A 12,126-nucleotide genomic window follows, 5' to 3' on the forward strand; every position below is an offset into this window, starting at 1 on the left:
TTATTTAGAATATCAAATAATCTGGATAAAACGAATTTGACATGTTTTTTATAGCTATTACCTATTAACTATATTGCATTTATATATTTCACCAATTAATATTCTGTCGTTAAAATAAATGAAAAGTTAAAGGAGGAATTATATGATGAATTGGTCCGTGAAAAGCCTTTTTGATGCAGTTGCAAGCGATTATGATCGGCAGAGAAAACAACTGATCCCTTGTTTCGAAGATTTTTATGGAATGGCTTTATCCTTGGTTGAAAGTAACAACCCCTCGCCAAAGATTCTTGATTTGGGTGCGGGTACTGGATTGTTTTCAAGCATGGTCCTCCAAAAGTTCCCTAACTCGCAGATTACACTTGTGGATCTAAGCGAAAAAATGTTGGAGGGCGCACGTGAGAGATTTCGCCAAGCAGACAATATCCACTATGTGACGGGGGACTATTCAAACTTAACCTTTTCTGAATCCTATGACATCGTCATTTCTTCGCTATCTATCCATCATCTGCCCCACTCAGCCAAAAAGAAAGTATTTTCTACCGTTCATCAGCTGCTCGAGGACGGCGGTATATTTGTGAATGCAGATCAAGTAGCCGGTAAACAGCCGAAAATCGATGATTTTTACAAACGACGCTGGTTAGCGTACATTAATGAAAGCGGCCTATCCAAGGAGTCGATAGACGCATCAATAGAGAGAAGAAAATTGGATATGAACGCGAAGTTAGAAGATCAAATCAAATGGATGGAGCAAGCTGGATTTGGTGAAGTAGATTGCATGTATAAACACTTGGATTTTGCTGTTTTTTTCGGCAGAAAATAAAACTGGAGGTCTACCTATGTCCGAAGATTTCTATTGCGATGAGGTATTAAGCGGTCGTACTTCCGTGCAGAAAGTGTTTGAGACGGATAACGTTCTTGCCTACTATCACACTCGCCCTTTTTATCCCGTTCACATTGTAACAATCCCAAAGAAGCATATTTCATCTCTGCTAACCTTGGAGCAAGGCGATAATGAGCTCTTCATTGAATTGATGGACGTTGTTAAAAAGGTCGCCTCGCAAGTGCAGTCTGAGTATGGCGCCTGCAGAGTACTGACAAATTTGGGCAAATACCAGGACTCTAAGCATCTTCATTTTCATGTGTTTTATGGTGAGCCTTTAAGGTGATTGTATGCTTAGGATGAAGTTAACTCAAAAAGGCGAAGTCTTCCTTTTTGCAGGAGGACTCCGCCTTCGCCATACAGCTCAAATTCCTATTTCCTTAAGCTTATCAAAAACGCCATCAACCCACACTTGGTCATCCCATCGTTTGGGATCATTTAGTTTTCTATCGGCGGGGTGCCCGGTTGCAATCGTATCTACACCGTCTTTGTTGCCAAAGTACAAATCAACGATTTTTAGTGCCTTGTTCTCGGCTTGGACTAACAACCTGAGGGCTATTCCATAACCTTGGTTTGAGAAAGGTATCCTTAAAAAATAGAGATTGTCGTCAAGTTTGTTTAGCTCTGCTTGCTTGAATTCATTTTCCAAACCGAACATGACACGGACTGCTCCGTTTAAGTCGGTTCGTTGTTCCAGCGCTAACAAGGTATTCGTATATACAAGCAGATTCTCGTTCGAAATATAATTGCTAAAGGATACCGATTGTTGTTCAGCAATCGCACCAGTATATAAATTAACAAAAGCTTGTCCGAAAGCGACAACGGTGTCTAGATCGTCATCACCAAGTTGATTTTCTTTCGTTAAAAATGGTTGATTGGCCAGTTCACTTAACCTCTCTGCTGCTGATTTCTCAGGCAGTACGGTAGAAATTTCTTCGCTTGAAGGCAATTCCTCCTTCTCCTCCTCCTTAATGGCAGGATTCGCTGCCAACCCAATCCCAACGGCTGCCACAATGACAAATGAGGAAACAAGCACCCAGAATCTTGGTTTTCGATAATTCAACACGTTGTTAATCCTGCCTTTTACATCTCCCTCGCCAAAAGCAAGCGGACTTCCATTCAAAATATGCCTTTCCGTAGCGAGCGATAATAAGGATGACGCGTAAGATTTTTTCATAGCGGTGTCGGAATTGATTTTTTTCAGTACGCGCTCGTCACAGGAAAATTCCATATCCTTGCTCATGAGCATGAAAGCTACCCATACAAAGGGGTTAAACCAGTGGACGGCCAGCAGCAAGAAGGCGATCGGCTTCAAGATATGATCATAGCGTTTAATGTGAGTCTGTTCGTGCAGCAAAATATAACTGCGCTCCTCGGCTTGAATTCCGGCGGGCAAATAAATCTTTGGCCGTATAAAGCCAAGTACAAAAGGTGTTTTCAAGTTTTTAGCTTCGTATATATTTTGCTCGATGAACTGTGCATGTTTAAGCTGCCTTTTTAACATTAATACCGATACAACACTATAAATAAGCAATGCCGCCATACCTAAAATCCAAATTGATGACCCAAGCTGTATGTAGATCTGCAAAGGATTCACACTATCCCCCACCGCCGGCGCTGGCAGCGTGCCGCTTACAAATGTATCTACGACTTCTATTCCACTATTAATCTGCGGACTTTGCTGATACATAATATCTTGCGGGATTGGATTTCTTTCACTATTCCGCGGCAATAGACTAAACACACTCTCAAAGGTGAATGGAACGGCAAGCCGAAAAGCAACCACAGCCCATAGAGCATAAGAAATGACCTTCGGAGCTTTTTTAAGCAGAAGCCTGAATAGGATTACGACAAGAACGACATAGCTTGCTGTGAGACTCATGTTTAAAACAGACAGAAATAGTTCGCTCATGATTAGTTCTCCTTGTGTTCATCAATCAGCTTTTTCAGTTCCTCCGCTTGGCGGTTGCTTATCTTCTTCCCTCCCATAAACGCGGTTAAAAATTTCGGCAGTGACCCGCCATAAGTATCTTCAACGAAACGCACGCTTTGGCCCGCGTAGTAGTCACCCTTTGAAATCAAAGCGTAAACGACTGAGTTTTCATTTTGAAAAAAACCTTTTTCACCCAATTTTTTCAGCACCGTATAGGTTGTGGACTTTTTCCAATCCAATTCTTGTTTGCAAAGCTTCACCAGATCGCCAGAACCAATCGGTTCGTTTTGCCAGATGAGCTCGGTGAACTTGAGTTCACTTTCTGTCAGCTTGTATCCTTTCATTTTGCCACCTCTTGGTCTATAAATTATCGACCTGCCATTAGTTTTAAGTCTATAACTTATAGACCAAATGTCAATAGCCATTTAATAATCTTCCAGAAAATGATAAGCTTTTTTTATTCCACTGCACGCGTGATTGGGAGGTATTTAATGAAGAGGATACTGATTATTCAACCCAAGTTGGAGCAAAGCATTAGGCAGCTTGAGCAGGAATTACATACAAACAGTCCTGTAGATATCGTCATTTTTCCAGAGGGGTATTTAAATGAAAATGTGGAAGCAGCATGCCTATTGGCAAAACAATTTAATACCATACTTATCGGCGGACATCGAAGAATGAACGATAAACCGAAGGATAGAGCGATTATAATTGACCGTTCAGGGACGGTTATTCTAGATCGAATCAAATATAGCCAAACATCCTTTGTTGAAGTGGAAGGGCTGAACATCGGTCATATTCTTTGTGATGAGTTAATCGTCCAAGGGATTAAGAATGAGAGTGAAGTGGACATTGATTTAGTGATACATCCAATTGGTGTGGGGATGTTTAGTGAAGAACAATTTCAAGAATGGACAGATGAAGCTCGAAAAATAGCAATCGCACACCATACGATGATTATTGGTACGAGCCACGCCGATGGTTCCTACAGAGATGCTGGCGTATCGATTCCCATTGCCTATTGCTTCGATGAGAATGGAGAAGTTATTTTTATCTCAAAAAACGATGTTCGACCGCGGCTAATAGATACTCGGACAAATCTCGTTTCTATCCTTTTATAAGGAGTCGCTCGGAGGTGCAGAGAAATGATGTTGGCGCAAAATGAATGGATACATACAAACCATGCTAAATATTCGGTTCTTATTGACCATGTAAATCAAGTGAAAGACCAGATCTCATGTTCAGCAGCCGCTACACTTATCATCCATAATGACGCTATTGTCGCTGAAAACTACGCTGGCTCTTATGAGTATCATTCGAGGACACAATTAGTAGGGCCATCCACTCGTTTTAATGTCGCTTCTGCAAGAAAATCATATATAGGATTTGCTATTAGCTTGGCGTTATACCAAAACAAGCTTTCAAGCTTAGACGATTATATTTCCGACTATTTAGATGATTTGAATTTAGCTGCTGTAGAGGGCGTTACGCTCAGACATTTATTGACGCATACTCATGGACTTCAAAGTAGTCATGAAAAGCTTTTTCCGCCGGGAACGAGCTGGTCGTATAACAACATAGGTATCGATATGCTTATTAGACTCATACATAAGATTTTTGAAGCGCCTCTTTCAAAGGTTATGAAACGATATGTTTTTGAGCCATGCCATTTCGTTGAGACAGGCTGGTGCAAGAATAGAGAGGAGAACTTGGTATGGTTAAATGAGGAATATGCAGCCGATGAAGGCGAAGAAGCGAATCTTTTTGTAAGTGCTCGCGAATTTGCTTTCTGGGGTTATCTTCACCTGAACCGTGGACTCATTAATGGACGGCAGATTGTTCCTAAAGAGGTTATCGAACAAGCTACAACGAATCAGAGCCCTGCAAGGCTAGATGATAACTGGCCTAGGAACGGTTTCGCGTGGTGGGTTCAGGATAAGCCTAGAGCTATTTCTGAGATAGGAAACACATTGACAAATGGGTCGTACCAAATACTCGGAAAAACGGGCTGCGCTTGTTTGGTCATTCCCGAACATCGAATAGTAGCGGTCAGAATGTATAATCAAGTCGGTGCAAATCCGCCAGGATACGACTACTTGGAGGATATTAAATCTTTTGGAGACAAAGTGTTGGCGTGTAGTTTGAGTTGAGCATTTTTGTTTGGCTGCCACTAAAGGTTACGTTAACAGGTAGGATAAAGCAATAAGGGGTAGGTGGTGGAAATGTTACTTCTGGATGGCGTCTCTGGATTTCTTATCAATGATTTGCCGGAGGTTGATTCTTTACAATTCAAAAAACTCTGTTACTCGTTAGCAAGCTTTTCCAATGGGAGACTTTTGTCCTTTGAAAATCCTCATATATCACAAAACTTTTATAGAGCAGAACTTGGTTTAAATGAAGGAACCTTATTTATTTTACTAAACTGCTCTTATCCCCTCATTGGGTTCGCTTCTTCAGTTGAATACGTTAACATCAAATTTATTGACCATTCGCTTTCAAGTGTTGTAGAAGCATTTGGTAATGGGTTTAGGGTAGCATCCGTAAGCGAGCTTAATGAAATCCTAGTACTTGATGAAAGAACCTTTACTGTAGTAAACAAAAATAGTCTAAATAAATCGGAGCTCAATCAGATATTTTGTTGGAAACCAAAAACTGTAGGAGATGTTATCTTCAATTTCTGGGACTAAGTATTATTAACCTGCCTGAGTTATAGATAACAAAGAGAACTCGATGCCTAAGCTTACTACAAGACCGGGAACGATTACGTTCTCCGGTCTTTTATTTCAATAAGACTTGGTACGTATATCACATCTTTTCGAGAGGGCATTCAACATCAATAAGCGCAAGCAAGTTCAACAAAATCAATAGCCTGTGCAAAATCCATATATAAAAGAAACCCGCGCGTTGATAAACGCTGGGTTTCTCCACAATCTGAGGCGAAGCAAGCCTCCCCTTCTCTTTTAAGATCGTTTTAATAGCTCCAAAGCGTGAATCGTTACAATCGCTCCCCATAAAGATAAGGCAAGCAAGAAGAGATGAAGGGCAAATCCGAGTACACTGGACCAAGAGAAGACGGCTCCTCCTACATAAATCCACCAGAACAGGGGAGGAAGCTGCGCGGCGACCAACAAGAACGTAGAGACAAGGGCGGCACCTAAGATAATACGTTTAATGATGAAGGATTGCGCGATGTTCATTAGAAAAGAGCCGAGAAAAAGGCCAATGCCTCCATATACAGCATACATCGCCCATGATTCTGCGATCTTTAGCCCTCCTGTTAGTTCAGGGCCGAGATCAAGGATCGGTATAGAAAAACTGAAAACCGAAGGCATATACAGTATGCCGATCAATATGGAAACAATTGCAGATGCTCGAATGATTAGACTACTTCGAAATCTTGTTAACACCATAAATTAGTGCGATCCTTCCAAATTAACCAATTTATTATCTAGACGCTTGAAATGGTCATATTGTTTCTGAACCCTTATCCTACACTTACTTTTCCACTAAAGACTGAATGTATTCGGAATACGATTCGTAAAGTTGATTTCATTGATCCTAAGTACGGATATTTATATGATGCTGATGGATACAATACGCCGCAAGGCACGATAAGTGTATTCTATTTGAAAAATATTGGACCATTCTGGTACGTCAGCAGTAAGGGTAGCGGACCTTGAAACCTATAGTTAAACTTAGCCTTCTCAAAAAAAAGGCCTATCCCTTTCAGGATAGACCTTTCCCTTCACCTACTAAACCGTTCCTTCGTCAGTACATGCAGCAGTTCACCATTACAATCCTCGTAATCCCCTGTCAAACCTTCCAGCACTCGGTCAAACATAAAGCCTAGCTTCTCAAAAACTTTTATAGACGCCTTGTTCCTCGGGTCTGCCTTGGCATACAGCTGGTCTAGCCCGATAACATCGAAAGAGTACGCAGTGAGCGCGGCTGCAGCTTCAGTTGCATAACCGTTGCCCCAGTAGTCACGACCAATCAAATAGTACAGCTCTTTGTCAGGTGCACTAAAATCAAGCACTCCTACACCGCACCAGCCGATAAAAGCTCCTGTCGCTTTACTTCGAATGGCGAATGAATATTTAAACGGCCTATCAAAGGGCGTATTGTAGCTGTTCATCAACCATTCGAATACCCCTGTATACTCCTCAAATGACAAGACACCCATATGCATGTAAGTGAACAACTCTGGGTTCTGCATGAGCTCAAATGATTCCTTTAAATCACTTTCGATGTATGGACGAATGATTAGGCGTTCTGTTTCTAAGCACATTGTCGATAAGGCTGTTTCCATATTGATTATCCTCCAGTTTTTTAATAGATTGCATATATCAAACTAGAGTATAGAATCTGGCATACCTACTCCTCACCTTCCAATCGGCCCATTCCGACCGCACCTTTACTCGATATTCCTGTTATTCTAACGTGTCGTAGCGATTATCCTGCATCGCCTGCTCGATCCATCCCTCAATCTGATGTTTAGGTAATAAGATGTTGCCTCCAAAGATGTTATTCTTATGAAAACCCCAATCTCCATATACTAGCATATGGTACTGGCCATCCATCCGTTTTACGAGTCCCCATACGCCGAGATCCCCTTGCGCGCCAGCACTAATAAATAGCCAATCCCGATAGCTGAAAATGTTTGGATCTCTAAACACCTCAAAATCGCCCAAATACCCCTTGCTACCATCGCGGACTGGAAAATACTCCATAAAATCTTTAATCATTCGCACCTCTAAAACCTTAACTCGCAACCACGCTTTAAACTCATCACGCACAAGTACGCGTTCGATAGAACACTGAATAATTGAAGAATGCTCAATCTCTTCAGGATGAGAATCCCAGCCATTGATACTCGAGGATGCTGGCGTGTGCAATACCCAAAAGGGTTCTCCTGCCATCATATAGAAAGGATGATGTACTTTTACCGTTCTAACTTGGCATTGCATAGGCGGATGATCTGACCACACCCAGTTGCGGTCATCTAGAGAAGGAACTTCGTTTTCGTAATCAGACCATACCATCACATCATTTTCGAAACCAACGAGATCAAAATGCTTACTCTCCATCTTCACTCGCTCCGATAGACTTTTGCATGTCCCGCATAACAAGGCAATTACCTCTTGTTCCATCTGTTTTAAAATTCAACCTCTTTCGTTTGATTTATTCTCGAAGATCTCCCTTAAACCGATATGCGTTGCTATTCCGTAATCCATTATTCTGCTGTCAAAAGGGTTAATGTCAAGGCTCGTCAGTGTAAATATAAAATTTCCAACAGCTTGATTTTTTTCGTCATATTGATTGTGTATAAATTGTTTTAAACTATCATAAATACGACATATCAATAAAGGAAACCGTTGTTCCCACTCTTTGTTTCCTCTTAAATCCTCTTGAATGATTGCTTCATTATTAAAACCAATGTGACCCTGGCAAGGCTCGATAACGAACTCTATGAGAGCATAATGTTCTGATCCAGACTGTCTAATGAATCTAGCTTGTTTTTCGACTTTTGCTGTTATTGAAACGATAGAAACTTTGTCTTTTTCGTAAGGTGGATCAATCCAAAGCATAGGGAACTCCTTTCTTACCTTCGTTATTCCGTATATTGGTATTTTACACAAAAAAGCTGCAGTTCGTCTCTATGTATAGTACAGAGAGTAAACTGCAGCTTTTTCATGTCCGAAAGGACACCGATCTGCCCATTGTCCGAGATACATGATAAACTTACGACTTCGACTGTATGCGAATTTTGATTTCTTTATAGGAAGGATACGGCAGAACGCTAGGGACTTGAATGAGAATAATCCGGGAATCTGTCTGTTCCTTGGACTGTATATGTAAGTTTTGCGTCTGTTCCGCTTCGCAGACGACGAACTCGTTGACGCTTACTTGGTGTGTATCAATCCCGGATTTCCATGTAGACTCTCCTTCAACAACAAGCCCTGCAATCGAATATCCTTCCGGAATCACTTGCTCAAACGACTGCCCCGCAGGAAGTGTCAAATCCCACATCTGAGCGTCAGCTACGATTCGAATCGGGGAGTCTGTACCTAGAATCGTTTTAATTTTTGCCTGATTTCTGATTTCTACTGGAAAATCTTCGTCTTCATAATCCGCATAAGTTGGCGTTGCATAATACGCCTCACCCATAAAAGGCTCGAACCAGATTTGAAAGCCGGAGGTATCTTTTCCATACTTTTCAGCATGCTGAACGCCGGTGCCTGTTTGCATGATTTGCAAGCCACCGGCTCCGATCGATTGCTCATTCCCAAGCGTATCCTGGTGTTGGACGGTGCCCTCCAACAAATAAGACAAGATCTCAAATCCACGATGCGGATGTAGAGGGAGACTGCCTTCTCTCTTTGTTTGAAACCATGCCCAGTAAAACAACGTTCCAACGCGCTCAACGGCTGACCCTTCTCCAGGAAACCCGATTGGTTTTTGTTCTGTAATATTGCCCTCATCGAATTGTCCTGAGGCTTGTTGATCAACTGAATAAATCCGAATGGCCATCACAATCATCCTCCATCTTAAATAATGCTTATTTTATTGTCATCAGGTATTATTTGCACAGAATAACGCTACATTCCATCAATATACGGACACTTTATCAAATGATGATTAAACTTGCAATGCTTGCGCTCCTCGAACCAAACGGCAAACCTTTTCGATCAATTACCCTGCTCTTTTTCCGTCAAAGCAATCATCTCCCGCTGCCACTTTTCCCGCTCCTCGGAAGGCATCGGCTCTCCCCGCTTATACAAAAATCGGACCATGTAAAATCCCTCATTAGTAAGCAAGCTGGCAAGTAGTTCATGCTCCAGTACATTATTTTTCATATACTGCGTTTCAACTACAGAACTACAGTCAGACTGTTGCAGGATGTGAGCATTCAATATAGTCTCTTGAGAGACATAATCCTCTGTATGCTCTTCTATAGAAGAGGCTTCCAATTTTTCAAAATAATCAATGGAGAAGGTGCACGAAGTTCGGTATCGATGGTATTCTCCTACCGGATAAAATCCAACATATTGACTGTTACTGTATACATGGAATGTTGCAGGAATATAACTATCAAGCTGAAAATAAGGGATGATTCGAGCAATACCCGGATCGATCTCCTCACCAGGAGGTATGACCTTATCCACGCCTGTAAGGGGTTCACCCTTCTTATCTACATAAATCTTGCTATAAGGGCTATATCTCGTAATCCAAATGGAGCCATTCTCCTTAACAACCTCCACGTAATAGCTGCTAATATGATTTTGTTTTTCCTCACGTTCGTCGGCGGGATTGACACAGATATGCATATGCTTCCGAGTGTATGTAAAGACTGCATGCGCGGTGTCTATCGATAGCAATTCAAATTCGAGAATTTCAGATTTGATATGATAGATTTGAAATGTCAACATCAATTGAAAGTGATTTAAGAAGGACATCCCCCTCTTATCGGGGTGAAATCTGTTGATCAGCCCTTGTTCATCCTTATCCATATAAGCTTGCTCCAAGCCTTTAATCAAGGCTCGCAGATCCCCTTCTGTGAGACCTTTATTTTTCTTGTTGAAGAAAAACATGATCTGATCTACTCTCCCTCTCGTCATCGCCTTACTGACACTGCCCCATGAGCAATGTCTATTAATATCATTCTATACCAATGGATTCTCCTATACATCAGAAAAATCCCATCTTTTAAATATGAACTCCATTAATTGCATTTCAGATCGTAGAGAATATATAAGTTCCAACTTTAATTACTTGCACGCTGGATACGCTTGTTGCCTGCAAATAACATAAGTCCAAAGCTCAGAATCAGGATGATTCCGGCAACCACATAGGGGAAATTTACATTCACATCGAACAGCATTCCGGCTGCTACCGGTCCTATAATATTGCCAAGGCTGGTAAACGCAGAGTTAAGTCCTGCCACATACCCCTGCTACTCTTTCGCGACCATGGACATTTGGGTGCTGATGGCCGGGCGTAAAAGATCAATAGACAAAAATATAATAAAGGTAACAGCAAAGATCAGCCAAAACTGGTGAACAAACAACGTCAACAGAACGAATACCCCTGCGGTGAGCAGACAGAGTGTAATAACCCGTTTCTCACCGTAACGATTCATAAGCCAGCCGAAAATGGATAATTGAATTAAAGCGCCTCCAATGGAAGCAAAGGTGAAAATGAAGGCAATATCCTTGGGCGTGAATCCGAGCTTATGGTCAACGAAAAGACCGAAAATGGCTTCATAGTTGGCAAGTCCAAATGACATGACGAATACTAGGATTAAGCTGATAAAATATGGCTCGCGATAAGCGAATCGCAGTTGCTGGAGCAGACTCATTTTCGGCTCCTGTTTAGAAACAACTGCCTTTTCGTTGGGATGATCATTTTTCACCGTGGATCGCATCGATTCCGATAGTACAACTGTCGTAAGAACGGCAGCGACTAGACCGGCAATTCCGGCGGCAAAAAACGGTACGCGAATGCCAAACTCAGCAAGATAGCCCCCAATTCCGGGACCAATGATGTAGCCTGTCAAAAAAGAAGCATTGATAAAGCCCATTCCTTTAGCACGTTCTTCCTCTGTTGTCATATCCGCTGCATAGGCCATAACGGCTGGCATGATGAACGCTCCGCTAACGCCGCCCATCATCCGGGAGACAAAGAGCAGCAGTGCGGAATCAGCTAACCCGAATATAACCTCGGCACAAGCGAAGATCAGCATACCGGTCACAATAATACGCTTGCGTCCGAAGGAATCAGACAGTCGTCCTGCCAATGGAGAGAAAACCAACTGTGTAAATGCAAAGGAGGCGGTAAGCAAGCCAGCAGTACTTCCATTGATGTCCAACATTGTAATGTACTTCGGAATGACGGGTATGACCAGACCGATACCGGCAAAAACCAAAAATAGATTAAACATCAGTAGCAGCATAGCGCCCCGGTTTTTGAATAATAAAGCCATCTGATTGTCCCCTAACTTAAATATCGAGTATTTACTCCAAAACTACTTATTATACTATTAAGTATATTATATATAAAATGTGTAGAGCTAATGTAATACACAATTATTTAAGTGTCAATAATTACTTTTGAGATCATTGCTTTACGATGCTAGAGTGATTCCAAAAAAAAGAAGAATTCAACAAATTAAAAGAGGGTGTCCCTGCGTCATCTATGATGACTTTAGGGACACCCTCTTCGTATTATTAGGTCAACCAGAGATTACTGGTTGGCCTAATTTAATGGTCGTTTTATGATGGCGGTAGCCGGGAGAACGTGACAGCCTCTGGGG

13 protein-coding genes and 1 pseudogene are annotated in these 12,126 nt (G+C 41.8%); 5 read left to right on the plus strand and 9 right to left on the minus strand.

Features of this window, described 5'->3' with window-relative positions; all coding sequences use genetic code 11:
- Positions 1-142 precede the first annotated feature (142 nt).
- Both ACFVTB_RS22545 and ACFVTB_RS22550 read left to right on the plus strand, forming a co-directional pair.
- Entirely contained in the window at positions 143-820 is a 678-nt protein-coding gene (locus ACFVTB_RS22545) for a class I SAM-dependent methyltransferase (RefSeq protein ID WP_387754309.1), read from the plus strand.
- Positions 821-836: 16 nt separating this feature from the next.
- Positions 837-1,166 (plus strand): HIT domain-containing protein, encoded by a 330-nt coding sequence (locus ACFVTB_RS22550; protein ID WP_387754312.1) that lies wholly within the window; start codon positions 837-839, stop codon positions 1,164-1,166.
- A 78-nt stretch (positions 1,167-1,244) separates the two neighbouring features.
- Here the strand turns inward: ACFVTB_RS22550 and ACFVTB_RS22555 are convergent, their stop codons facing one another.
- Positions 1,245-2,792 carry a M56 family metallopeptidase gene (locus ACFVTB_RS22555; RefSeq protein WP_387754314.1) on the minus strand — a complete coding sequence of 516 codons (1,548 nt, stop codon included), beginning with the start codon at positions 2,790-2,792 and terminating at the stop codon, positions 1,245-1,247.
- Between the two features lie 2 nt (positions 2,793-2,794).
- A complete protein-coding gene (locus ACFVTB_RS22560) occupies positions 2,795-3,157 on the minus strand; it encodes a BlaI/MecI/CopY family transcriptional regulator (RefSeq protein ID WP_387754316.1) in 363 nt (120 codons plus the stop codon).
- A gap of 147 nt (positions 3,158-3,304) precedes the next feature.
- Here ACFVTB_RS22560 and ACFVTB_RS22565 point away from each other — a divergent pair, with 147 nt between their 5' ends.
- From ACFVTB_RS22565 to ACFVTB_RS22575, 3 genes are all read left to right on the plus strand, one after another.
- Complete coding sequence (locus ACFVTB_RS22565) at positions 3,305-3,934, plus strand: hypothetical protein (protein WP_387754319.1); 630 nt, start codon at positions 3,305-3,307, stop codon at positions 3,932-3,934.
- A 24-nt stretch (positions 3,935-3,958) separates the two neighbouring features.
- Positions 3,959-4,963 carry a serine hydrolase domain-containing protein gene (locus ACFVTB_RS22570; protein WP_387754322.1) on the plus strand — a complete coding sequence of 335 codons (1,005 nt, stop codon included), beginning with the start codon at positions 3,959-3,961 and terminating at the stop codon, positions 4,961-4,963.
- A 66-nt stretch (positions 4,964-5,029) separates the two neighbouring features.
- Positions 5,030-5,500, plus strand: a complete 471-nt coding sequence (locus ACFVTB_RS22575) for a hypothetical protein (protein ID WP_387754325.1) — start codon at positions 5,030-5,032, stop codon at positions 5,498-5,500.
- A 273-nt stretch (positions 5,501-5,773) separates the two neighbouring features.
- Here the strand turns inward: ACFVTB_RS22575 and ACFVTB_RS22580 are convergent, their stop codons facing one another.
- The 7 genes and pseudogenes from ACFVTB_RS22580 to ACFVTB_RS22610 form a co-directional block, all read right to left on the minus strand.
- Positions 5,774-6,223 carry a hypothetical protein gene (locus ACFVTB_RS22580; protein WP_387754328.1) on the minus strand — a complete coding sequence of 150 codons (450 nt, stop codon included), beginning with the start codon at positions 6,221-6,223 and terminating at the stop codon, positions 5,774-5,776.
- Between the two features lie 335 nt (positions 6,224-6,558).
- Entirely contained in the window at positions 6,559-7,122 is a 564-nt protein-coding gene (locus ACFVTB_RS22585) for a GNAT family N-acetyltransferase (RefSeq protein ID WP_387754331.1), read from the minus strand.
- Positions 7,123-7,243: 121 nt separating this feature from the next.
- A complete protein-coding gene (locus ACFVTB_RS22590) occupies positions 7,244-7,900 on the minus strand; it encodes a hypothetical protein (protein ID WP_387754334.1) in 657 nt (218 codons plus the stop codon).
- Positions 7,901-7,975: 75 nt separating this feature from the next.
- Positions 7,976-8,401 carry a hypothetical protein gene (locus ACFVTB_RS22595; protein ID WP_387754336.1) on the minus strand — a complete coding sequence of 142 codons (426 nt, stop codon included), beginning with the start codon at positions 8,399-8,401 and terminating at the stop codon, positions 7,976-7,978.
- 154 nt (positions 8,402-8,555) lie between these two features.
- Positions 8,556-9,344 carry a pirin family protein gene (locus ACFVTB_RS22600; RefSeq protein ID WP_387754339.1) on the minus strand — a complete coding sequence of 263 codons (789 nt, stop codon included), beginning with the start codon at positions 9,342-9,344 and terminating at the stop codon, positions 8,556-8,558.
- A 158-nt stretch (positions 9,345-9,502) separates the two neighbouring features.
- A complete protein-coding gene (locus ACFVTB_RS22605; protein ID WP_387754342.1) occupies positions 9,503-10,405 on the minus strand; it encodes a hypothetical protein in 903 nt (300 codons plus the stop codon).
- A gap of 173 nt (positions 10,406-10,578) precedes the next feature.
- Positions 10,579-11,796, minus strand: a pseudogene (locus ACFVTB_RS22610) (MFS transporter).
- Positions 11,797-12,126: the final 330 nt, after the last annotated feature.

Origin of the sequence: Paenibacillus sp. NPDC058071 (genome assembly GCF_042885235.1) — a bacterium.
GTDB lineage: Bacteria > Bacillota > Bacilli > Paenibacillales > Paenibacillaceae > Pristimantibacillus.